We start from the raw sequence: 22,307 nt of genomic DNA, 5'->3' as shown, positions 1-22,307 counted from the left end.
CGTGGGTGTTCCGCTCGGCGCCGAGCCTAGGGCCGCCGACCGTCTCAGCTCCTGGGGGCGGGGGTACCGCACGAGGTCGTACGTCAGGAAGCGGCGTCTCCGTCTCGGGAGGAACCCCTCATGAAGACCTTCGTGCGCCCGGCTGCGGCCGGGCTCCTCGCGTCGGCCGCGCTCGCGGCCGGTCCCACCCCAGCGGCCCCGCTCGCAGGGGCGGCCGCACCGACCCTTCGGGTGTCCGCGGTCAACACCGACTACGAGCGCGCCGTGCTGAGCCGGGTCAACCGGGTCCGGGCGCGGCACGGGCTGCCAGCCCTGCGCGCCTCGTCCTGCCTCGACGTCTTCGCCGAGCGCCGGGCCCGTCGCCTCGCCGCGGAGCGGATCCTCGTCCACTTCGGGCTGGGCGCGGTCTTCGACCGCTGCGGCGGCTCGATGATGGGCGAGAACCTCGCCCGGGGCCGGTACCTCACCGCCACCCGCGTGGTGGAGGCGTGGCTCCGTTCGCCGGGCCACCGCGCCAACGTGCTCCGCTCCGGGTTCCGCAGCGCCGCCGTGGGTGCGTGGCGGGTCTCGGACGGGACCATCTACGTGAGCATGGTCTACCGCGCTCCCTGATCCCGACCTTGCGTCATGGGTTCCGTGGGCTCGAGCCCACGGAACCCATGACGCAAGGTCGTGAGTCGTCGGCACAATGACCGCGTGAGCGCATCGGTCCGCAACGGCGAGGTCTCCTTCTGGTGGCAGCAGGTCGGCCTCCCCACCACCCGTCGTCCGGCGCTGCCCGGTGACACCGAGGCCGACGTGTGCGTCGTCGGCGCGGGCTACACGGGTCTCTGGACGGCGTACCACCTCAAGGAGCGGCAGCCCGAGCTGCGCGTGGTCGTGCTGGAGTCGCGGTTCGCCGGCTTCGGCGCGTCCGGCCGCAACGGCGGCTGGCTGACCAACAGCGTCACCGGAGGACGGGAGCAGTACGTCGCCCGGCACGGCCGTGACGCCGCGATCGCCCAGCAGCGCGCGATGAACGAGGCGGTCCGTGCGGTCGTGGACGTCGCCGCCCGGGAGGGCATCGACGCCGGCATCCACCTCGGCGGTGAGCTGACCGTCGCGCGCACGCCGGCCCAGCTGGCCCGCCTCGGGGCGGCCGCCGCGGCCGAGCAGGAGTGGCCGCACACCGACGTCGAGCTGCTCGACGCGACCGCGCTGCGGGAGCGGATCCGCGTGGCGGACGCGGTCGGCGGCATGTGGCACCCGCACTGCGCCCGGCTGCAGCCGGCCCGGCTGGCCCACGGTCTCGCGCTGGCGGCCGAGCGCCGCGGCGTGGTGATCCACGAGGACAGCCACGTCGAGGAGATCCGGCCGGGCAGCGCCCGTACCCGGCACGGCGTGGTCCGGGCGCCGTACGTCATCCGGGCGACGGAGGGGTTCACGCCGACCCTGCGCGGCGAGCGCCGGACCTGGCTGCCGATGAACTCCTCGCTCATCGTCACCGAGCCGCTGCCGGCCGCGACCTGGCAGGAGCTCGGCTGGGAGGGTCGCGAGACGCTCGGCGACCTCGCCCACGTCTACATGTACGCGCAGCGCACCGCCGACGACCGGATCGCCTTCGGCGGCCGCGGCGTCCCGTACCGCTACGGCTCGCGCGTCGACACCGACGGCACCACGCAGCAGCGCACGATCGACGGACTGACCGCCCTGCTGCGGCAGTTCTTCCCGGCCGCGGCCGACGTCCCGGTCGCGCACGCGTGGTCGGGCGTGCTCGGCGTACCGCGGGACTGGTCGGCGACCGTCGGCCTCGACCGGACCACGGGCCTGGGCTGGGCCGGCGGGTACGTCGGCACCGGCGTCACCGCGACCTACCTCGCCGGCCGCACGCTCGCCGACCTCGTCCTCGCACACGACACCGAGCTGACCCGGCTGCCGTGGGTCGGCCACCGCACCCGGCGCTGGGAGGTCGAGCCGCTGCGGTGGATCGCGGTCCAGGCGCTGTACGGCGCCTACCGTGCGGCCGACCGTGCCGAGGCCCGTGGTCGCGCGACCACCTCGCCCCTCGCGCGGATCGCGGACCGCATCAGTGGGCGCTGATGCGGCCCTGCCGGCGCACCACCGGTAGACTGATCGGCGAAAGGGAGTAGTCCCCAACAGCCGCGTCGACACACTGACCCCTGGGTCCGGTGCGGCAGGCCACCTCGAGAGATCGCGGTGGCGGACGAGACTTTCGACCAGATTGCCGACCCGCAAGGGCGCCTGGTCGAGAGCATGCGTCCATCGCGCAGGGGTTCGGCTCTCGTCCGGGTGCCGAGAGGAACCACCGATGTACGCCTTCCTGCTGTCCACCGCCGTCATCTTCGTCGCCGAGCTCGGCGACAAGAGCCAGCTGATGGCGATGACCTTCGCCGCGCGCTACCGCGCCCGCGACGTCATCATCGGCATCACCGCCGCCACCGCCCTCGTCCACCTCGCCTCCGTCGGCATCGGTGCCCTGATCGGCGACGCCTTCGCCGACTACCAGGGCCCGATCGCGATCGTCGCCGGCGTGGCCTTCCTCGGCTTCGCGCTGTGGACCCTGCGCGGCGACGAGCTCACCGAGGACGAGGCCGACAAGGCCCGCAACGCCACCGGCGCCGCGATCCTCGCCGTCGGGGTCGCCTTCTTCCTCGCCGAGCTCGGCGACAAGACCATGCTCGCCACCATCACGCTGGCCACCCGGGAGGGCTGGTTCGGCACCTGGCTCGGCTCGACCCTCGGCATGGTCGCCGCCGACGCGCTCGCCATCGGCGTCGGCGCACTGCTCGGTCGCCGCCTCCCCGAGAAGGTCATCGCCTACGGCGCCGCGACCCTCTTCGCGCTCTTCGGTGTGCTGCTGATCGTCGACGGCGCCGGCCTGCTCTGATTGTTTGGGGCGCCCCGGGCGCGGCAAGGGTTCGGGCCCGGGCGCGCGCTGGGCGCGCCCGACGACCTCGGGAGCACCTCATGCACGTGACCACCTCTCTGGCCCGCCGGCTGGCGGTCCTCCTCGCCCTGGTGATCGGCATCGTCGCCGGCACCGGGCCGGCGGCGAACGCGGCCTACTACAACGAGTACTCCGACGTCGCCGCGACGCCGAACGTCAGCAGCACGACCGCGGTGCAGGCCTTCGCGGCCGGCTCGACGTACCTGTACTCGGTGAAGACCGGCCTCGACGACACCCGGGCGGTGATCTACCGCGTCAACAAGTCCTCCGGCGCCCGCACGGTCATGACCAACGCGACGAGCGGCTCGTCGTACAACACCTGGCTCGGGCACGCGAACGACATGACGATCGTCGACATCGCCGGCGTGCACCACCTCTTCGTCGTCACGATGAAGGGATCCGGCGCGCAGCTGGTGAAGCTCAAGTACGACGGCACGCGGTACTGGAAGGTCGGCAGCTACCAGCTGCGGCTCGACGGGGCCGTCGCGAAGGCGTCCGGGATCAGCGTGGTCTCGGCGTCGTCCACGAAGGTCAACTTCTTCCTCAAGAGCGGCCGCTCGGTCTACCGGGGCAGCCTCGGCGCCACGGCCACCAGCGGCACCGTCCACCTGGCGCGGGCGTTCACGCTGAGCATCACCGGCGCTCGGGTCAACGGGGCGACGGTCTCCGACCTCGGCACCTTCGCCAACCAGGGCTTCTTCTACGACCGCACCCGCAAGGTCGTCTACTACCCGCTCACCAAGGAGAACCGCAGCATCGTCCTGGTCTACCGCGGCATCGACTGGGCCACGTCCGGCACCCGCACCGCCGCCACCGACCTGTCCTTCCGGATCACGTCGAGCAGGTACTCCAAGTTCGAGATCGAGGGCGTCGGCATCAGCGGGACCCGGCTGTACTTCAACACCAACCGCTCGAACGCCAACGGCTCCTACGACGGGGTGCACGTCTTCAAGGGGTACGCCGTCTCCTGAGGTCCCGACGTCGGCGGCGCGCGTGGCACGATGACCGGCATGGTCCCGTGGCACGCGCGCCCCGCGACGGGCGGCGAGCTCGCACCGGCCGTCCCCGTGCCGTCGGAGGCCGGGCCGCTGCCGCCCGGGTCGACCGGCCGGCCGGCGCCGGCGAGCGGGCACCCGAGCCGGCTGCGGCAGAGCCTGCGGATCACCGCGGACCTCGGGCGGGAGTTCTTCGCGGGGGCCGAGCTCGGTGACGCCTTCTCGTTCGCCAGCCTGCTCGACCCGAAGCCGGTCGTGGTCACCCAGCACCCGGACCACGTGCGCTCACTCTTCACCGCGGACCCGGAGATGGTGCCCTCGCTGGCGGGGGAGTCGCCCGTGCGGCCGGTGGTCGGGCTGTCGGTGCTGACCGCAATCGGTGCCCAGCACCGCCGGCGGCGCAAGCTGATGATGCCGTCCTTCCACGGCGAGGCGATCGCCCGCTACCGCGAGGAGATCCGCGACGCGACGGCCCGCCACCTCGACCGCTGGCAGACGGGCACCGCGTTCCCGCTGGCCGCCACCACCCAGGCGATCACGCTCGACGTGATCATGTCCGGCGTCTTCGGGATCGACCACCGCGCCGATCCCGCCGAGGCCCGGCTGCGCCACGTCATGAAGCGCACCCTCGCCCTCTCGGTGTCGCCGGTGGCGCGCTTCGGCGAGCTGCTCAACCTCGATCGCGAGGAGTCGATCGGCCCCCAGAAGTGGGTGATCCGCCGCCTCGACAACGCGATGTACGACGTGATCCGGCGCCGCCGCGAGACCCACGAGCCCGGTGCCCGCCACGACATCCTGTCGCTGCTGCTGGACGTCCACGACGAGGACGGCCGACCGCTCACGGACCTCGAGCTGCGCAACGAGCTGCTGACGCTGGTGCTCGCCGGGCACGAGACCACCGCCAACTCGATCGCCTGGACCTTCGAGCGGTTGCTGCGAAATCCCCGCACCTACGGGGTTCTGCGTGAGGTGGTGCGCTCGGGTGAGGATCCCGACGGCTACCTCGAGGCCACGATCACCGAGTCCCTGCGGGTCCGGCCGGTCGTCCCCCTGATCGGGCGACGGGTGCAGGTCCCGTGGCAGCTGGGCGAGGTCGTCGTACCACCGGGCAGCCGGTTGCTGATCGGCATCGTGCTGGTGCACCACCGCGCCGACCTGTACCCCGACCCGTTCCGGTTCGCGCCCGAACGGTTCGTCGGTCGCAGGCCCGGCACCCACGAGTGGCTGCCCTTCGGGGGCGGCACCCGGCGCTGCCTGGGCGCCGCCCTCGCGTTGGAGGAGCTGCGGATCGTGGTCGCCGAGATCGCGCGCCGTACCGACCTCGTGGCCGACGATCCCGCGCCGGAGCGGCCGATCAGCCGCAACGTGACGATGATCCCGGGTCGCGGCGGCCGGGTGCGCGCGACGTCGATCAGACGCTGACCTCGGCCGGCTCCCACGCGAACCCGTCGGGGTCGGTGGCCGCTGTGGTCCCGCCGGAGATGGCGAGGCGGTGCGACCCGCTGCCGTCCACGGGTACGCCGGCGTCCTTGGCGAGCGCCTTGCGGCTGAGCAGCCCCAGGGTGACCGCGCCGCCGCCGGCCTCGAACTCGACGTACTTCTTGCCGAAGCTCTTCGCGACGCCGAAACCACGTTCCACGTGGAACGCCTTGCTGGCTGCGACGTCGTCGGCGCCGATGAGCAGCACGACGCCCTGGACCGTGCGGCTGGCCGGGCCCTTGTTCTTCTTCGACTCGCTGACGACCTTCCAGATCGTGCCGTCGGGCGAGCGGAGCACGCCGCCGTAGCCCCAGAGGGACTTGGTGACCGGCTTGATCACCTCGGCACCGGCCGCGATCGCGGTCTCGGCGAGCGCGTCGACGTCGGCGGGCTGCGCGGTGATGAGGGAGATGTGGAAGCCCCGGAAGCCGTCGGTCGGTACGTCGCACGCGCGGAAGGCCAGGGGCAGGTCGGCCCCGAAGGCGGCGGTGTGGAAGGCCTCGGCGGCCGCGGGGTCGGGGGTCTCGATGGTGAGGGAGGTGATGTTCATGGGCATCACGCTAGGTCCGTCCACCGGGGCGGTGCTTCTCGATTCCTGACCGCTTGGCGGGCCGCGGAATTGTCGACATGTCGAGGACTCGACATGTCGACGATCCGGTTCAGGGGCGGAGCAGGATCTTGCCGGTGCGGCCGGGCTCCATGTTGGCCGCTGCTGCGGTGCGCACCTCGTCGAAGGAGTAGATCGTGTCGACGGGCAGCGTCAGCGAGCCCTCGCCGATGCGCTGGATCAGCTCGCCGAAGAGCGCACGACGCTGCTCGGCCGGCATGGTCCGGCTGACCGTGCTGCCCCAGAAGCCGCGCACCGTGGCCTGCTTGAAGATCACGTCGCCCGAGCTGATCTCCATCGTCGGGGACTGCATCGCGCCGAACACCACGAGCGTGGCGTTCTCGGCGAGCAGCGACATCACCTCGCCGCTGGCCCGGCCGCCGACGGAGTCGACGCCGACCTTGATGGGGGCGTCGCCGGCGATCGCGCGGACCTGGTCGGCCCAGCCGTCGGTGTCGGTGGCGACGATCCGGTCGATGTCGTGGGCGGCCAGCTCCTCGACCCCGGCCGTACGACGGACCAGGCCGATCACGTTGACGCCCCGGGCGGCACCGAGCTGGGCGACCATCCGGCCGACCGCGCCGTTGGCGGCGTTCTGGACCATCCAGTCGCCGGGCTGGAGGTCGAGGGACTCGAGCAGGCTGATCGCGCTGAACGGCATCGACACCAGCTGGGCGGCGACCTCGTCGGAGATGCCGTCGGCGACGGGGATCAGGCCGCCGGCCTTGGCGACGAAGGACTCCGCCCAGGCGCCGAACGTGCCGCCGCTCGCGACCCGCTGGCCGACGGAGAGGTGCTCGACGCCCTCGCCGAGCGCCTCGACCACGCCGACCGCCTCGGTGCCCGACCGGGCCGGCAGCTCCGGCTTGAAGCCGTAGGACCCGCGGATGGTCCACAGGTCGTGGTTGTGGATCGCGGCGAGCAGGGTGCGGACCCGCACCTCGCCGGGCCCCGGCTCGGGGACCTCCACGTCCTCGACGGTGAGGACCTCAGCCGGGTCTCCGAACTCCTGGTGCATGACAGCGCGCATGCCTCCAGCATGGCGCGCCCTCTCAACCCTCGCGACTGAGCAGGGTCTCCGCGTCGAGCGCGGTCAGCTTGTGCGGGTTGCGGACGACGTAGATGTTGCCGATCAGGCCGTCCTCGATCCGGAAGCTGACGGCGCTGATCTCCCCGCCCGCCCGGATCAGCACGGCGGGCGCGCCGTTGAGCCAGACCAGGTCGAGGACGCCGTCGGGCGCGAACACCGCGAAGTTCGCGAGCAGGCGGGCCACCGGCTCGGCGCCGGCGAGCGGCTTGCGGATCGCGTTGGCGATGCCGCCGCCGTCGGCCCGCAGCAGCACGTCGGGCGCCATCGCGTCCATGAGCGCCTGCAGGTCCCCCGTGCGTACGGCGGCCAGGAAGCGCTCCACGACCTGTTGCTGCTCGCGGCGGTCGACGTCCACCCGCGGCCTGCGGGCGGCGACGTGGTTGCGAGCGCGCAGCGCGATCTGGCGGACCGCGGCGGAGGTCTTGCCGACGGCGTCGCCGATCTCGTCGTACGGCAGGTCGAAGACCTCGCGCAGCACGAAGACCGCCCGCTCGGTGGGGCCGAGGGTCTCGAGGACGGTGAGCATCGCGATCGACACGCTCTCCGCGAGCTCGACGTCCTCGGCGACGTCGGGCGCGGTCAGCAGCGGCTCGGGGAGCCACTCGCCGACGTAGTCCTCGCGCCGGCGGGCCAGCGTGCGCAGCCGGTTGAGGGCCTGCCGGGTGACGATGCGGACGAGGTAGGCCCGCGGCTCGTCGATCGCGTCGTGGTCGACCGCGGCCCACCGCAACCAGGTCTCCTGCACCACGTCCTCCGCGTCGGCGGCGGAGCCGAGCATCTCGTAGGCGACGGTGAAGAGCAGGTTGCGGTGGGCGACGAACGGATCGCTCATGAGGCCGAGGGTACGGCGACGGGCCGCTCCGCCAGGGGCTTGAGGCCGCACGCGGCGGAGAAGCCCTCGGACTCGATGCCGAGCGCGGTGTTGGAGCGGGTCGTCAGGTTCGCGAACCCGATCACGCTGGTCAGCTCGAGCAGACCGGCCGGGCCGAGCTCGGCGAGCAGCGGCGCGACCATCTCGTCGGTGACGGTCGGCGGCGTCAGGGTGGCCGCCTCGGCGTACTCCATCACCTGGCGCTCGAGCGGCGAGAACACCGTGGAGGCCCGCCAGTTCGGGACCTCCCGCGCCTTGTCGAGGTCGAGGCCCTTGTCGCGGGCCATGAAGTAGTTGAAGTCGAGGCACCACGAGCAGCCGACCATCGAGGCGACGGCCATGTGCGCGTAGGTCTTGAGGGTCTCGTCGCACTCGTCCCACTTCTGCAGCTTCTGGCCGTAGGCCATGCTCGCCTTCAGGGCGGGGAGGTGGTGCCACAGGACGCCCATCGACTCGGGGACGCTGCCGAACATCTTCGTCGCGAACTTCTTGACGAGGGCGCCGTAGAGGCCGGTGATGGGCTGGGCGGGGATACGGGGGGAACTTGTCGTGGTCATGGCATCAAGACACCGGTCGGGCCCCGGGTGTGACACACCTGTGCAGGATTCTTGTCGAGCTCCGGTGATTTCTCCGCGGTGCCTGCGGGCGTCGCGGAGCTCCTGTGGCGGCCGCGCGGTATCCGACCGGCTCCCGGCGTNGGCGGCGCGGTTGTCGGCGCGGACTTCGTCCGCGCCGCCGCTGACGCGGCCGCCCGGCCCGTGCTGGCCTGTCGCGCGCGGACGACCCCTCGATTGGTCACAGACCGCAGAAAAATCGGGCGAAACTCTGCGGTTCGTGCCCACTCGAGGGGGTCACTTCGCGCCGCTACGGCTTGGCGCGGAAGGCCACCCACGCGTCGCTCATCCGCTCGGCCTGGCCACGGGTGAACATGTTCATGCAGGAGTCCTGCGTGTAGTCCATGAAGTTGTGGATCGGGTCGACGCCCGGCGGCGGGCAGGTGTCCGCATCAGTGGGCAGTCGAACTGCGCGACGGCCTCGCGCGGGCGTCGGCGACGCCGTCGCCGGACGCGGAGCAGCCGCCCTGGAAGGTGTGCTCCCAGGTGCCGGGCCGGGGCAGACGGGCCGGGAGCGACGGAGTGGGCCGCCGCTCCCGAGCCCGGGCAACTGCTACCCGTGGGGAGTGAGCTGCGCCTTCACCTCGGTCTTGAGGACCTTCCCGACCTTCGACCGCGGCAGGTCCGGCCACACCTCGACCTGCTTCGGCGTCTTCACGCTGCCGATCCGCTCCTTGACGAACGCCTGCACCTCGGCGGTCTCGACCGACTGGCCGGGCCGCAGCTGCAGGACGGCGGTCAGCCGCTCACCCCACTTCTCGTCGGGCAGGCCGACCACCGCGCAGTCGGCGACGGCGGGGTGCGCCATCAGGGCCTGCTCGACCTCGGTGGAGTACACGTTGAAGCCGCCCGTGATCACCATGTCCTTCGCGCGGTCGACGATGTGGAGGAAGCCCTCATCGCCCGGTCGATCGCTGAGGTAGCCGACGTCGCCGGTGTGGTGCCAGCCGTGGGCCGACGCCTCGGCCGTGGCCTCGGGGTCCTTGTAGTAGCCGCGCATCACCAGCGAGCTGCGGACCACGATCTCGCCGCGTTCGCCCGGCGGGAGCAGGGTGCCGTCGCCGGACATGATGGAGACCGTCACCAGCGGAGCCGGTCGCCCCGCCGATGACAGCCGTTCGGTGGCGATGCTCCCGTCGGCGCGGAAGTGGTCGGCCGGCGCCATCGTCGAGATCATCATCGGCGCCTCGGTCTGGCCGAACAGCTGCGCCATCACCGGCCCGATCCGGGTCAGCGCCTCCTCGAGCCGCTTGGCCGACATGGGCGCGGCGCCGTACCAGAAGCACTGGAGGCTGCTCAGGTCCGTGCTCTCCAGGTCCGGGTGGTCGAGCACCATGTAGATCAGGGTCGGCGGCAGGAAGGTGTGCGTCACCCGGTGCTCGGCGACGTTGGCCAGGAAGCCTGCGACGTCCGGCTGGCGCATGACGACGATCGAGCCGCCCTGGGTCAGTACCGGGAAGCAGAGCACGCCGGCCGCATGGGTGAGCGGCGCCAGGGCGAGGTACGTCGGCCGCTCGGGCCGGTCGGGCCAGGGGTAGCCGATCAGGGTCAGCGCCGTCATCGTCTCGATGTTCTCGCCGGTGAGCATCACGCCCTTGGGCCGGCCGGTGGTGCCGCCCGTCCCGACGATCAGCGCGAGGTCATCTGACAACTCGGTGGTTGAGGTGCGAGCGCCAGCGAGCCTCGAAACCTCGTCGACCTCCTGGACCGCGCAGGACAGGAACTCCTCCCAGCCCATCGCCCAGTCCACGTCGGCGTCGAGGCAGACCAACGTGGTGACCTTCGGCAGGTCGCCGCGGATCTTGTCGACGAGCTCGGCGTACGACGCCTTGAAGATCAGCACCGAGCAGTCGAACAGGTCGAGCAGCTCGCGGTTCTCGTCGGCCTCGTTGCGTGGGTTGATCGGGCACCACACCGCGCCGGCACGGCTGATCCCGAACACGCAGGTGAAGGCCACCGGGTCGTTCGAGGACAGGATGGCGACCTTGTCGCCGGGCCGGACGCCCCGTCCTGCGAGGGCGGACGCGATCCGTCCGGCGAGGTCGCGGACCTCGTCGTAGGTCCACGTCCGCCCGTCGCAGACCAGGCAGGGCGCGTCGCCCCCCAGCGAGGCACCCTTGTCCAGGTAGTCGACCAGTCGCACCGACCCGGCCCTCCTCAGCCCTCGACCGTGAGCACCGGCTCGGCGACGAGGCCGAACGCGCGCAGCTGGCCCAGCAGCTCGCGGTGGCCGAACGCCTTGCACCCGGACGCGAAGCCGACCCGCAGCGGTGGCTGCTGGAGCAGCGAGTACGCCGCATAGGCCTGCAGGAGGCCGGTCTGCTTGTAGTTCTGGTTGCCGTGGATGACGCAGTGTGCGCGGCCGAGTGGGCCGGAGGCGTGCACCGAGTCGAGGGACTTGTTGAGGCGCGGGTTCTCGCGCGGCGGCATCTGGTTCATCACCTGCGCCGCCGTCGCGGTGAGCGCCTGGTCGCGCTCGTCCTCGCTCATGTCCTTCGTCGCCTCCAGCGCTCCGGCCACGATCTGCGGGACGCCGTTCATCAGCGCCGCGTTGAAGACACCGCCCTGCGCCTTGCAGTTCGCGACCCGCGGGTCCTTGCGGTACCAGACCGGGTGGGACGTGCCGCCCCACGGCAGCGAGAGTGCGAGCTCGTGCTGTCCGGGTACGACGAGCGAGACCAGCCCCTGCGTGGGGTCGAACTCGGCGTACTGGTTCTGCTGGAGGAAGTGGGCCCTCGACGTCGCGGCGTTGACAAGGATCGTCTGGGTCGAGGCGATCGTGGGGGAGCCCCCCCAGAACACCGCGATGTCGAGGGTGTCGAGGCCCGGCTTCTCGAGGCAGAGCTCGGCGGCGATCTCGCCGGTCGTGTACATCTGCGCGATGCCGGGGGAGAGGAGGAGGCCGGCGGCGGCGAAGTCGGCGCCGTACTTCTCGTCGCAGGTGATCAGCCAGTCCTGCTCTCCGGTGGTGTCGAGGTAGTGGGTGCCCGCGGCGAGGCAGGCCTCGACGACCTCGACGCCGTACTTGCTGAACGGGCCGACCGTGTTGCACACGACGCTCGCGCCGCTGAACAGCTCGGTGAGTGCCTCGACGGTGTGGTCGACCTGGACGACCTCGTAGTCGGCGGTCTCGATGCCGGGGACGTTGGCCTCCATGGAGGCCTTGAGCTTGCCCTCGTCGCGGCCGGCGGCGACGAAGGGGACGCCGAACTCGCGGAGGTACTCGCAGATGAGGCGGCCGGTGTAGCCGGAGGCGCCGTAGACGATGACGGGCTTGTGGGTGCTCATGGGTGGATCTCCTTCACATTCCCATGCCGCCGTCGACCGACAGGTCGACGCCGTTGATGAACTTCGAGCGGTCGGAGGCGAGGAAGACCACGGCCTCGGCGATGTCCTCCTCGGTGGCCAAGCCGCCCGACGGCGTGAGCTCGACGACCTGGCCCACCGCGGCCTCCGCGGACTCGAAGAGGCCCATGGCCGTCAGCTCGTTGGCGAGGCCCGCGCCCATCTCGTTGGGGATCAGGCCGGGTGCGACGCAGTTGACGCGTACGCCGAGGCCGAGCTTGCCGGCCTCCATCGCGGCCACCCGGGTGATCCGGTCGACGGCCGACTTCGACGCGGAGTACTGCGACAGGGCCGGGAAGGCGATGTGCGCGGCGACCGAGGCGACGTTGATCACCGAACCGCCCTTGCCCCCGGCTCCTCCGGGACCCATGGTCCGGAAGGCGTGCTTGATGCCGAGCGACGTACCGACGACGTTGACGTCGAAGATCCGGCGCGCGACATCGGCGTCGAGGTTGATGAAGAGGCTGGCGATCTCGATGCCGGCGTTGTTGACGAGGATGTCGAGCCCACCGACCTCGCTGACGGCCTGCGCGACGGCGGCCTCCCACGAGGCGTCGTCGGTGACGTCGAGGTGGACGAAGGTGCCGCCGATCGACTCGGCCACCTCCTTGCCCTTCTCGTCCTGCAGGTCGGCGACCACGACGGTCGCGCCGGCGGCGGTGAGGTGCTCGGCGAACTTCTTGCCCAGGCCCTGGGCGCCGCCGGTGACGAACGCCTTGCGGCCCGCCAGTTCGAGGTCAGTCATGGGGTGCGACTCCTTCGTCGGTGGTTCGTGGGGTGACGTGGGCCACACAACTCCTGTTCCTTGACAACCGTCAAGACTTTTCTGGACAAACGTCAAGATTTCTCTTTGGTTGTCGGTCACAAAGCTCCGCGCAGCCGGTAGCCTCGGGCCCCATGACGACTGCCACGGCTCGTCGTACGCCTGCTGACAAGCACGACGAGCGCCGCCGCGCACTGGCCGACTCCGCCCTGCGGACCCTCGGCGAGCTCGGCTACGCCCGCGCCAGCCTGCGCGAGATCGCGAACAACTCGGAGTTCTCCCACGGCGTCGTCCACTACTACTTCCACGACAAGCTCGAGCTGATCGTCTACTGCGTGCGGCAGTACAAGGCGACCTGCGTCCATCGTTACGACGGCGTCGTCGACTCCGCCACGACGGCGGACGGACTCGTCGAGGGCTTCGCCGACAAGCTCGTCGAGACGATCCTCGACGAGGCGCCGATGCACCGGCTCTGGTACGACCTGCGCTCGCAGAGCATGTTCGAGGAGTCCCTGCGCGAGGCCGTCCTGCAGATCGACAAGACACTCGAGGACATGATCTGGCGGGTGATCAGCACCTACGCCGAGCTCGCCGGCCGGGCTCCCGCGATGGCTCCCTCGGTGGCCTACGGCCTCCTCGACGGACTGTTCCAGCAGGCCTTGCTGGGCCACCTGTGCGGGCGCAAGGGCGTGCTCGACGAGCTGCGCACCCAGGTGCACGAGCTGATGCCGGTGCTGCTCTCACCCGCCTGACCCCCACGAACCGTGGCTCGTGGCTCCACGAACCGTCGCAAATGGTCCCGCGAACCGTGAGTCATGGCTGCGCGAACCGTCAGCGATGGTCGTACGAGCCGCTACCAGCTGCCCTCTCGCGGGATCAGCCGGCGTAGGTCAGCCCCAGCTGGGCCAGCGCCGCCTCGAGTCGGTCGAGCGCGATCGGCCCGACGCCGTGGAGTGCGGCGAGGTCGCGGCGCGACCAGCCGCTGACGGCCTCGAGGGTGTGCACGTCGACCCCGCGCAGGGCGCGGGTGGCGGGGGCGCCGATGGTGCGCGGCAGCGGGTGGCCGTCACGGCGCGGGGCGCGCTCGCGCGGTCCGTCGACGTGGTCGAGGACGACCTCGCCGCGGGGTGAGAGGCGGTAGCCGATGGCGAGGGACTCGGTCAGTCCCCGCTCCTTGAGCTTGCGGACGTCGCGCTTGAACTCGGCCGTCGGGCGGGTCAGCTCGGCGGCGAGCTCGGGCGCGCGGACCTCCGGGTTGCGGTCGATGATCCGCAGCGTGGTCCGCGTCCAGGGGCCGATCGGCGAGGCGGCGTCGAGCCGGTCCAGGCCGGCCAGGATCGTGGCGACCTCGGCGCTGTCGGGCAGCGTGTCGCGCAGCGTCTCGCGGGGATCGGTGCCGGCGTACCGGAGGCCGATGCGGAACACCGGGCGCTCCGGCCGGGCGGCGAGCGCGTCCTTGAGGGCCGCGAGGTTGGCCGCTCCCGCGCGGCGGGCGTCCTCGGCCCGGAGGGCCGAGAGGGACGTCGGCTCGACGCTGACCACCTCGACGAGACCCACGGCGGTCCGCAGCCGGGTGCCCACCTTGACCCGCGGGCGGTCCCAGCGCCGGAACGCCAGGTCGACCGCGCCCTCGCGGATGGCCTCGAGCTCCGCCGGTCGCATCAGCACGAGGGGGACACTAGTCCCCCGTGTCGTGGAGGACGAACAGCTCCGCGTCCGGCTGCCGCGCCTGGTCCAGCGCGACGCCCGCACGGCGCAGCATCGAGCGCGGGTCGTCGAGACCGGGTACGGCGAACGTGCCGCCGAGCCGGGCCGTGACGAAGTGCTGGCGCAGGCCGGTCAGGATCGGAGGGCTGAGCTCGAAGAGCACCCGCCGCGCGAGGGTGCGGATCCCCTCCTCGCCGACCTCGCCCTGGAGCACCAGTGCGAAGGTGGTCGGCCCCAGCCGGCCCACGGAGTCGACGCCCCGGATGCACGCGCTGAGCCGCTCGGCGACCTCCTGGAGGACCTCGCTCAGGACGTCGGGCGTGCCGGTGGCAGCGTCCTCGTGCTCGATCGAGGTGAGCTCGAGCAGCACCAGGCCGACCTCGTGGCCGGTGCGCTCCGCCCCGCGCAACGCCATCAGGAGCCGGTCGGTCAGGAGCCCGCGACCCGGGAGGCCGGTCTCCGCGTCGTACAGCGCGGTGGTGGTCACATCAGTCCTTCGGCTCGGGACGGGGACGGGTGAGCACTTGCCGCCAGGAGATGGGCGTGGCGGGCGACCTCCGGGAGGGGAACGCCCTCGCCGTAGTAGAAGCCCTGCGCCTCGTCGCAGCCCCGCGCGCTGAGGTAGTCCACCTGCTCGCGGGTCTCCACGCCCTCGGCGGCGACCCGCATCCCCAGCGCGTGCGACATCGCGAGGATCGCGTCGATCACCGCGGCGTCGGCATGGGTGGCCGCGATCCGCCGGACGAACTCGCGGTCGATCTTGAGCTTGTCGACGGGGAAGCGGGTCAGGTACGCGAGGCTGGAGTAGCCCTGGCCGAAGTCGTCGACGACGATCCGCGTGCCGATGCTCTTGAGCTCGTGCAGCACCAGCCGGACGTCGTTGTCGTCGTCCATCAGCGTCCCCTCGGTGATCTCGAGCTCGAGGGCGGCCGGGTCGAGGCCGGAGTCGGCGAGCGCGGCGTCCAGCTCGTCGAGCCAGGTGCTTCGAGCGAATTGCCGGGGCGACACGTTCACGGCCATGCGCAACGGGAGGTCGAGCTCCTCACGCAGCGTCACGGCGTCCCGGCACGCCTGTCGGAGCACGTGCGCGCCGAGGTGCGCGATGAGGCCCGAATCCTCCGCCACCGGGATGAAGCGGTCCGGGGGGACGACGCCCAGCGCGGGCGAGGACCAGCGGGCGAGGGCCTCGAATCCGACGAGGGTTCCCGTCGCGAGGTCGACCTGGGGCTGGTAGGCGACCGAGAGCTCGCCCTCCCGGTCGAGTGCCTGCTGCAGGGCGGTGGACAGGACCAGCTTGTCGCTGCCGTCGGCGCCCATCGACTCGTCGTACCAGCGCAGGTTGTTGCGGCCGGCCGCCTTGGCGCGGTACATCGCGATGTCGGCGTGCTTCAGCATGTGCGCCGGCGAGCGCCCGTGGTCGGGATAGACGGCGCAACCGATGCTCGCCGTGGCCAGCACCTCGCGGTTGTCGACGGTCACCGATCCGGGCAGGGCCGCGGCGAGTCGATCGACCCGCGCGGTGACCTCGTCGATGCGGGTCAGGCCACAGATCACGACCACGAACTCGTCGCCGCCGAGCCGCGCGACGAGGTCCCGGTCCTGCGCCGTGTGCCGGAGACGGTCCGCGAGGCCCAGCAACAGGCGGTCGCCGGCGTGATGCCCCAGCGAGTCGTTGACACGCTTGAAGTGGTCGACGTCGAGGAGGAGCAGCGCGACCAGCTCCTGCTTCCGCTCTGCCTCGCGGATCGCCTCCTCGAGGTGCCGGGTCAAGGTGGCACGGTTGGGGAGGCCGGTCAGGGAGTCGTGGCTCGCCAGGTAGGCCACCCTCGCCCGCGCCTCGACCCGCTTGGTGATGTCGAAGGCGACCGCCAGGTAGCCGGTGACGACCCCGCCGTCGTCGTCGATGACGGGGCTGATCACCTCACCCACGGCGACGGTCGAGCCGTCGCGGCGGCGGTAGTCGACCTCCCGCTCCTCGCCCGTGGCCACGGCGGGGAGGTCGGCCGCCCGGCCGCCGTGGCCGGGACCGGAGTAGAGGCGACCGAGCGGCTGGCCCACGAGCTCTGCCTCCGGGTAGCCCAGCAGCACCTCGGTCGCGGGGTTGGCGGCCAGGATCCTGCCCTCGAGGTCGGTCGCGACCACGCTGCAGGGCATGCTGGCCAGGATGCTGCGGCGCAGGGAGTCGCGCCCGACGGACTCCAGGGCCGCTTGGGTCGCGAGGCGCTCGCTGATGTCGATGACCGAGGCCAGGACGAAGGACTCCTCGCCGATCGTGATCGGGTTGAGGCCGATCTCGATCGGCACCTCGGTGCCGTCGCCGCGCAGGCCGTAGAGATCGCGCCCCGCGCCCATCGGGCGGGCAGCGGGTCGGGCGAGGTAGCGCGACCGGTACGTGTGGTGGGCTGCTCGCGAACGACGGGGGATGAGGTCCTCGACCTCCATCTCCAGCAGGCGCGCACGTCCGATGCCGAACAGCTGCTCCGCCTGCGCGTTGATCAGCACGACGTGTCCGGACCGGTCGACCATCAGCATCGCACTGGGTGCCGCCTCGAGGATGAGGCGCAGTCGCTGCGCCTCCTGCTCGGAGGCGCCCGAGGGCATGCCGATGGCCGGCGCGCCGTCGCCGTCGGCCTGGACCACCACTTGTCCCACCTCGTCGGCGGAGTCGACCCACGGGTCGCGTCCGCTCCCTCACCCTGGCGCCCGCACTTGCCCGAGGGGGCCCCTCCCTGCCTCGACGGTAGACGAAAATGTGCGCCGTGACCCGGAGAAGTTGAAGACTTTACGTACTGCGGGCGACGGCAGTGACCTTGACCGGCGTTGCCGTTCGGTGATTACATCGCCATATGGCGATCAATCAGGTGGACCGTACGACGGAGGTCGACGCCCTGGTGGCGGCGGCCTGCCTGCTGCACGGCCTCAGCGACCCCAACCGGCTCGCGATCCTGCAGCACCTCGCGCTCGGCGAGCACCGCGTCGTCGACCTCACCGACCACCTCGGCCTGGCCCAGTCCACGGTCTCCAAGCACCTCGCCTGCCTGCGCGACTGCGGGCTGGTCGTGTCGCGGCCCAGCGGACGGGCGTCGATGTTCTCCCTCGCGCACCCCGCCGCGACCGCCGACATCCTGCGCGCCGCCGAGCGGTTGCTCGAGGCCACCGGGGAGGCCGTCGTGCTCTCCGCCAACTTCGGTCCTGCCGCCCTGCACGGCGACGAGGAGTGGTGATGGGCGTCGGGCACGGGCACGGCCACACGGCGAGCCCCGGCGGATCCGGCGGATCCGGCGCTGCGGCCGGCCATGCCGGCGGCCGCCACCGCTGGCGGCTGGCGATCTCGTTCGGCCTGATCGCGGCCTTCTTCGTCGTCGAGCTCGTCGTCGGCATCGTCAGCGGCTCGCTCGCCCTGATCTCCGACGCCGGCCACATGGCCGCCGACGTGGTGGCACTCGGGGCGGCGCTGGTCGCGACCAAGATCGCCACCCGCGAGGACAGCAGCGGGCGTCGTACCTATGGCTCCTACCGGGCCGAGGTCTTCGCCTCGGGCCTGGCGGTGCTGATGATGCTCGGCGTCTCGGTCTACGTCGTCGTCGAGGCGATCGGCCGGATCGGCGAGGACGTCGAGGTCGAGACCGGCCCGATGCTGCTCGTCGGCCTGCTCGGCCTGCTGGTCAACCTCGCCGCCCTGCTGCTGCTCCGGGCCGGCGCGAAGGACTCGCTCAACGTGAAGGGCGCCTACCTCGAGGTCGTCGCCGACACCGCCGGCAGCGTCGGCGTGCTGGCCGCCGGCGGCCTGATCCTCGCCACCGGCGACGGGATCTGGGACACCGTGGTCGCCTTCCTGATCGGCGGGTTCGTCGCCGTACGAGCGGTGGTGCTCGGCCGCGAGGTGCTCGCCGTCCTCGGCCAGCACGTCCCCGCCGGCATGGAGGTCGAGACCGTCACGGCCTCCCTCGCCGCGGTCGAGGGCGTGTGCGACGTCCACGACCTGCACGTGTGGACGCTCACCTCCGGCATGCACGTCGCCACCGCCCACCTCGTCCTCGCCGAGGGCGCCGACGCGGCGCTCGCCCTCCGCGCCGGCCAGGCCGTTCTCCGCGAGCAGCACCAGATCGAGCACGCCACCCTCCAGGTCGAGGGCCATCGCTCGTCTGCCTGCGACGAGGTCAGCTGGTAGCGCGAGGTGTTGGTTCTGGCGCGCCGAGGTGTTGGTTCTGATGGGTCGAGGTGGCACCCGAGGTAACACCTCGACCGCGCAGTTCTGGCACTTCGACCTGCCAGAACTAACACTTCGCGGTCAGGCGTGGGCGAGGGAGAGCTTGACGGCGAAGCCGAGGAAGATCGCGCCGACGGCCGACGTACCGGCGGCGGAGAGGGCGCGGCGGCGGCGGAAGGCGTCGGCGAGGCGGGTGCCGCCGAAGATCAGGGCCGACAGGTAGGCGACGCTGGCGACCTGGGCGAGCGCGCCGAGGGCCAGGAAGGACAGCGCGGGCTTGTCGTAGGCCGGATCGACGAACTGCACGAAGAAGGCGACGAAGAAGAGGATCGCCTTCGGGTTGAGCAAGCTGATGACCAGCGCACGGCGGTACGGCCGCTCGTTCGGGACCGGGGTCGGTGCCCCTTCCTTCACGGCCTGGACCGCCCGCGCGCGGGCCCGCCACATCAGCAGGGCGCCGCGCAGCATGGTGAAGGCGAGGTAGCCGAGGTAGCCCGCGCCGACCCACTTCACGATCGAGAACGCCACGTCGTTGGCCTGCAGCAGGGACGCGACGCCCGCGGCCGAGAGGGTCATCAGGACCGCGTCGCCGGTCCACACGCCGGCGGCTGCGCGGTAGCCGTCGCGGACGCCGCGGCGGGCGGCGACGGAGAGGACGTAGAGGGAGTTCGGGCCGGGGAGCAGGATGATCAGCACCAGCCCGACCAGGTACGTCGACAGGTCGGTGATGCCCAGCACCCGACGAGTCTCCCACGCGGGTCTGCGGGTCACGATGAGTTTTCGTGGCGCCGGCGGTCAGTCAGGCATGGGCATCGTGACCGCAGACATCTCCACCTCCCTCGACGGATTCGGATCGGGTCCGGGGCAGTGCCTCGAGCGACCCTTCGGTGACCTCGACCAGGGTCCGATGCACGCGTGGATGTTCGACCACGGTGACGAGAACCGCGCCGAGGTCGACGCGATCGTGGACGCGGGCGCCTTCGTGATGGGGCGCAACATGTTCGACCCCGGGCGGGGTCCGCACGACGTCCAGTGGCGCGGGTGGTGGGGCGAGGAGCCGCCGTACCACGCGCCGGTGTTCGTGCTCACCCACCACGCGCGGACACCGCTGGAGATGGACGGCGGCACCACCTTCCACTTCGTGACCGACGGCCTCGACTCCGCGCTCGCGCAAGCCCGGGAGGCCGCCGGCGACCGCACCGTGTCGATCGCCGGCGGCGCGTCCACGATCAACGCCTGCCTGGCGGCGGGCGTGCTCGACGAGCTGCGCTGGCACGTGACGCCCTTCGTGTCGGGCTTCTCGGCGGCCGAGGGCCACCGGGGCTCCCGGCTGTTCGACGGCGTCCCGGAGCTCGGCATGGTGCAGGTGGGCGTGCGGCAGACGCCGCACGTCACGCACCTGACCTACCGGCGAGCCTGACGGGTCACTGCTGCTGCTGCGGCGGGCACAGGCAGAACGGGTGCCCGTCGGGGTCGAGCATGACCCGCCAGGTCATGCCCTCGGGCTGGTCGGCGGCCACGGTGGCGCCGAGCGCGACGGCGTGCTCGACCGCGGGCTCGAGCTCCGGCACCCGGAAGTCGAGGTGGAACTGCTGCGGGTGCTCCTGGCCCGGCCACTCGGGCCGGCGGTAGTCGGCGACGGTCTGGAAGTTGAGCGTTGAGCCGAGCACCTCGGCCGAGGCGTAGCCGTACTCGGGGTAGACGCCGCTGACCTCGCCGCCGGTCAGGTCGGCGTAGAACTGCGCCAGCCGGCCGGCGTCGGAGGTGTCGATGCAGACGGAGAGGAGCTCGGTGACGAGGGGGGAACTGGTCATGGCTCCACCCTGCACCTCACCGCCGACATCGGCACCCACCAATTACTGCACAGGTGTAGTAATTGTGCTCAGCGTCGCCTACCGTGGCGCCATGACGACCACCGACGGCTCTCCCCAGCAGCGCTCGTGGCTCCAGGACCTGGTCATCGTCGGCGTGTGGCTGGCCCTGCCCTACCTCGTCGTCGGGGTCTTCTGGGCCGACGCCCACCGGGAGCACCTCAGCGAGCTCCACGGCCTCGACGCGACCGCGTCGTACGTCGGCGAGCTGATCGCCTGGCCGGTGCTGATCTTCGCCGACGTCAGCCTCGAGTGACTCCCAGCTCCAGCTCCAGCTGCGGCAGGACCCGCCCCGGGACCGAGCCCGAGACGACCTCGCCGACCCGGACGGCCCCGTGCGCGAGGTAGAAGGCCTCGGCGTACGGGTCGGCGTCGATCGCCAGCCGCGCGAAGCCCTCGTCGCGGGCCGCGGTGACCAGCGCCGCGAGCAGGGCGCCGCCGAGGCCCCGGCCGATGGCGCCGGGGTCGACGAACAGCATCCCCAGCTCGCCGTACGGCGGCGCGCCCTCCAGCGTCCCGAAGCCGGCGACCGCGCCGTCGAGCTCGGCGACCAGGGTGCGCCGCGCGGCCAGCTCGTCGTCGCGGAGGGTGAGCTCGGCGCGGCACGCCTCGAGGAAGGCATCGTCGTAGCCCCAGTGGCCCTTCGAGCGCAGCGCGAGGGCGGAGAGGGCGGCGGCCTCGCCGGGCCGCGCGGGGCGCAGGCGGGTCACAGCTCGCGCAGGTAGCAGAGCATCCGGTAGTCCTCGCCGGGCTCGATGTTCGTGAAGCCGTGCCGCTCGTAGAACCGCCGGGTGTCGGCGTCGACCTCGTCGACGTTGATGTGCACCTCGATCCCGCCGCGGGCGAGCACCTCGTCGACGCTGCGCGTCAGCAGGGCGGTGCCGATGCCACCGTCCCGGAGTGCGGGTACGACGTAGAGCTCCTCCAGCTGGGCGAGCGGCCCGTCGCCGTACGGGGTCGGGCGGAGCGTGAGGTAGGCGAAGCCGGTGGCGCCGCCGTCCGGTCCGTCCGCTTCCGAGAGCGCCACGAGCACGTCGTCGCGGGCCAGCAGCGCGGTGAACCGGGCCGCGAACTCGGCAGCGCTCGGCGTCGGAGCACCGAACTCGGTGTTGAAGTCGAAGAGCAGCCGGCCCACCACGTCCGCGTCGGCGGGCGTGGCGAGGCGCACCTGGTGTCCGGTCACGGCGTCCATGATGCCGCGAGGGCCCGCGCGGCGGCGGTGAGCCGGGCGGCGTCGTACTGCTCGGGATCGTCGAGGACGAGGCGGCCGAAGTGCTCCAGCAGCGCGATGATCCCGTGCGCCATCACCGGGGCGTCGACCTTCTCGCCGAGCACGCCGGTGACCAGGCGCTCGATGATCACGCGGACCTGCTGCCGGTCGCCCTCGATCCGGGCGCGCACCACCTCGGGCACGTTGGCCGGCGACTGCAGGATCGCCCGCCAGGTCACCGGGTCGTCGAGCAGCATCTGGTGCAGGCGGGGGCCGGACAGGTCGACGACGGCGACCGGGTCGGTCGCCGTCTCGGTCGGCAGTGCGGCGAAGAGCTGGGTGATCGCGCGCTGCTGCTGGCGGTCCAGCAGTGCCGTCAGCAGGGGACCGAGGCCGTCGAAGGCGCCGTAGACGACCGGGCGGGTGACACCGGCCTCCTTGGCGATGGCGTCGATCGAGACGCCGTCGTACCCGTCGCGGTCGATGACGCGCAGCGCCGCGTCGAGGAGCTGGGTGCGGCGCTCCTCCATCGGCACGCGAGCGGCGTAGGGACGTCGCTTGCGCGGGGGCGCGGCCTGCTCGGACATGGGGCAACCTT

Annotated in this window: 25 protein-coding genes; 10 read left to right on the top strand and 15 right to left on the bottom strand. The window is 71.8% G+C overall.

What is annotated here, in order from left to right; translation table 11 throughout:
- The first annotated feature begins 120 nt into the window (after positions 1-120).
- From ASE20_RS23615 to ASE20_RS23595, 5 genes are all read left to right on the top strand, one after another.
- Positions 121-612 carry a CAP domain-containing protein gene (locus tag ASE20_RS23615; RefSeq protein WP_056897038.1) on the top strand — a complete coding sequence of 164 codons (492 nt, stop codon included), beginning with the start codon at positions 121-123 and terminating at the stop codon, positions 610-612.
- 84 nt (positions 613-696) lie between these two features.
- Positions 697-2,079, top strand: coding sequence for an NAD(P)/FAD-dependent oxidoreductase (locus ASE20_RS23610; RefSeq protein ID WP_056897037.1), 1,383 nt, complete (start codon positions 697-699; stop codon positions 2,077-2,079).
- Between the two features lie 229 nt (positions 2,080-2,308).
- Positions 2,309-2,887, top strand: a complete 579-nt coding sequence (locus ASE20_RS23605; protein WP_056897036.1) for a TMEM165/GDT1 family protein — start codon at positions 2,309-2,311, stop codon at positions 2,885-2,887.
- Between the two features lie 86 nt (positions 2,888-2,973).
- Entirely contained in the window at positions 2,974-3,918 is a 945-nt protein-coding gene (locus tag ASE20_RS23600; protein WP_200952929.1) for a hypothetical protein, read from the top strand.
- Between the two features lie 39 nt (positions 3,919-3,957).
- Positions 3,958-5,364 (top strand): cytochrome P450, encoded by a 1,407-nt coding sequence (locus ASE20_RS23595; RefSeq protein WP_056917974.1) that lies wholly within the window; start codon positions 3,958-3,960, stop codon positions 5,362-5,364.
- Here the strand turns inward: ASE20_RS23595 and ASE20_RS23590 are convergent.
- The 7 genes from ASE20_RS23590 to ASE20_RS23560 all read right to left on the bottom strand — a co-directional run bounded on the left by ASE20_RS23590 (position 5,354) and on the right by ASE20_RS23560 (position 12,693).
- A complete protein-coding gene (locus tag ASE20_RS23590) occupies positions 5,354-5,971 on the bottom strand; it encodes a VOC family protein (RefSeq protein ID WP_056897033.1) in 618 nt (205 codons plus the stop codon). The two genes, ASE20_RS23595 and ASE20_RS23590, sit on opposite strands and share 11 nt — an antisense overlap.
- Before the next feature lie 109 nt (positions 5,972-6,080).
- A complete protein-coding gene (locus ASE20_RS23585) occupies positions 6,081-7,058 on the bottom strand; it encodes a zinc-binding dehydrogenase (protein ID WP_056897032.1) in 978 nt (325 codons plus the stop codon).
- A 22-nt stretch (positions 7,059-7,080) separates the two neighbouring features.
- Positions 7,081-7,950: an RNA polymerase sigma-70 factor gene (locus ASE20_RS23580; RefSeq protein ID WP_056897031.1), complete on the bottom strand. Its 870-nt coding sequence runs from the start codon at positions 7,948-7,950 to the stop codon at positions 7,081-7,083.
- Positions 7,947-8,546 carry a carboxymuconolactone decarboxylase family protein gene (locus ASE20_RS23575; RefSeq protein WP_056897030.1) on the bottom strand — a complete coding sequence of 200 codons (600 nt, stop codon included), beginning with the start codon at positions 8,544-8,546 and terminating at the stop codon, positions 7,947-7,949. The genes ASE20_RS23580 and ASE20_RS23575 overlap by 4 nt, the downstream gene beginning before the upstream one ends.
- Before the next feature lie 610 nt (positions 8,547-9,156).
- A complete protein-coding gene (locus ASE20_RS23570; protein WP_056897029.1) occupies positions 9,157-10,746 on the bottom strand; it encodes an acyl-CoA synthetase in 1,590 nt (529 codons plus the stop codon).
- 14 nt (positions 10,747-10,760) lie between these two features.
- The gene (locus ASE20_RS23565; protein WP_056897028.1) at positions 10,761-11,891 is read right to left on the bottom strand and encodes a DUF5938 domain-containing protein; all 1,131 of its coding nucleotides are present in this window, start codon (positions 11,889-11,891) and stop codon (positions 10,761-10,763) included.
- Positions 11,892-11,904: 13 nt separating this feature from the next.
- The gene (locus ASE20_RS23560; protein WP_056897027.1) at positions 11,905-12,693 is read right to left on the bottom strand and encodes an SDR family NAD(P)-dependent oxidoreductase; all 789 of its coding nucleotides are present in this window, start codon (positions 12,691-12,693) and stop codon (positions 11,905-11,907) included.
- 152 nt (positions 12,694-12,845) lie between these two features.
- Here ASE20_RS23560 and ASE20_RS23555 point away from each other — a divergent pair, with 152 nt between their 5' ends.
- Complete coding sequence (locus ASE20_RS23555) at positions 12,846-13,463, top strand: TetR/AcrR family transcriptional regulator (protein WP_056897026.1); 618 nt, start codon at positions 12,846-12,848, stop codon at positions 13,461-13,463.
- Positions 13,464-13,587: 124 nt separating this feature from the next.
- On the opposite strand, the gene ASE20_RS23550 is transcribed toward ASE20_RS23555, so the two are convergent.
- Genes ASE20_RS23550 through ASE20_RS23540 form a run of 3 tightly spaced genes read right to left on the bottom strand, consistent with a single transcriptional unit; the run spans position 13,588 to position 17,061 of the window.
- Positions 13,588-14,379 carry a hypothetical protein gene (locus ASE20_RS23550; protein ID WP_056897025.1) on the bottom strand — a complete coding sequence of 264 codons (792 nt, stop codon included), beginning with the start codon at positions 14,377-14,379 and terminating at the stop codon, positions 13,588-13,590.
- A gap of 10 nt (positions 14,380-14,389) precedes the next feature.
- Positions 14,390-14,905: a GGDEF domain-containing protein gene (locus tag ASE20_RS23545; protein ID WP_056897024.1), complete on the bottom strand. Its 516-nt coding sequence runs from the start codon at positions 14,903-14,905 to the stop codon at positions 14,390-14,392.
- Positions 14,902-17,061: a putative bifunctional diguanylate cyclase/phosphodiesterase gene (locus ASE20_RS23540; RefSeq protein WP_056897023.1), complete on the bottom strand. Its 2,160-nt coding sequence runs from the start codon at positions 17,059-17,061 to the stop codon at positions 14,902-14,904. Before ASE20_RS23540 ends, ASE20_RS23545 begins: the two co-directional genes overlap by 4 nt.
- A 203-nt stretch (positions 17,062-17,264) precedes the next feature.
- Between ASE20_RS23540 and ASE20_RS23535 the strand changes: the two genes are divergently transcribed.
- The gene (locus tag ASE20_RS23535) at positions 17,265-17,642 is read left to right on the top strand and encodes an ArsR/SmtB family transcription factor (protein WP_056897022.1); all 378 of its coding nucleotides are present in this window, start codon (positions 17,265-17,267) and stop codon (positions 17,640-17,642) included.
- Positions 17,642-18,589, top strand: coding sequence for a cation diffusion facilitator family transporter (locus ASE20_RS23530; RefSeq protein WP_056897021.1), 948 nt, complete (start codon positions 17,642-17,644; stop codon positions 18,587-18,589). The genes ASE20_RS23535 and ASE20_RS23530 overlap by 1 nt, the downstream gene beginning before the upstream one ends.
- Positions 18,590-18,709: 120 nt before the next feature.
- On the opposite strand, the gene leuE is transcribed toward ASE20_RS23530, so the two are convergent.
- Complete coding sequence (gene leuE, locus ASE20_RS23525; protein WP_056897020.1) at positions 18,710-19,366, bottom strand: leucine efflux protein LeuE; 657 nt, start codon at positions 19,364-19,366, stop codon at positions 18,710-18,712.
- Positions 19,367-19,433: 67 nt separating this feature from the next.
- Between leuE and ASE20_RS23520 the strand changes: the two genes are divergently transcribed.
- Complete coding sequence (locus ASE20_RS23520) at positions 19,434-20,048, top strand: dihydrofolate reductase family protein (protein WP_056897019.1); 615 nt, start codon at positions 19,434-19,436, stop codon at positions 20,046-20,048.
- Between the two features lie 4 nt (positions 20,049-20,052).
- On the opposite strand, the gene ASE20_RS23515 is transcribed toward ASE20_RS23520, so the two are convergent.
- Positions 20,053-20,442, bottom strand: coding sequence for a VOC family protein (locus ASE20_RS23515; protein ID WP_056897018.1), 390 nt, complete (start codon positions 20,440-20,442; stop codon positions 20,053-20,055).
- A 91-nt stretch (positions 20,443-20,533) separates the two neighbouring features.
- Between ASE20_RS23515 and ASE20_RS23510 the strand changes: the two genes are divergently transcribed.
- Positions 20,534-20,755, top strand: coding sequence for a hypothetical protein (locus ASE20_RS23510; protein ID WP_056897141.1), 222 nt, complete (start codon positions 20,534-20,536; stop codon positions 20,753-20,755).
- Here ASE20_RS23510 and ASE20_RS23505 read toward each other — a convergent pair.
- The 3 genes from ASE20_RS23505 to ASE20_RS23495 are packed head-to-tail and all read right to left on the bottom strand — an operon-like array spanning position 20,742 to position 22,296.
- Complete coding sequence (locus tag ASE20_RS23505; RefSeq protein ID WP_056897017.1) at positions 20,742-21,209, bottom strand: GNAT family N-acetyltransferase; 468 nt, start codon at positions 21,207-21,209, stop codon at positions 20,742-20,744. The two genes, ASE20_RS23510 and ASE20_RS23505, sit on opposite strands and share 14 nt — an antisense overlap.
- On the bottom strand, positions 21,206-21,682 hold the full coding sequence (locus ASE20_RS23500; protein ID WP_225869138.1) for a GNAT family N-acetyltransferase: 477 nt from the start codon (positions 21,680-21,682) through the stop codon (positions 21,206-21,208). The genes ASE20_RS23505 and ASE20_RS23500 overlap by 4 nt, the downstream gene beginning before the upstream one ends.
- Positions 21,679-22,296: a TetR/AcrR family transcriptional regulator gene (locus ASE20_RS23495; protein WP_056897015.1), complete on the bottom strand. Its 618-nt coding sequence runs from the start codon at positions 22,294-22,296 to the stop codon at positions 21,679-21,681. The genes ASE20_RS23500 and ASE20_RS23495 overlap by 4 nt, the downstream gene beginning before the upstream one ends.
- Positions 22,297-22,307 lie beyond the last annotated feature (11 nt).

The organism is Nocardioides sp. Root240, from assembly GCF_001428825.1.
Lineage (GTDB): Bacteria > Actinomycetota > Actinomycetes > Propionibacteriales > Nocardioidaceae > Nocardioides.
Note: the sequence above shows the minus strand (reverse complement) of the source record. Positions and strands in the feature narration are given on the sequence as shown.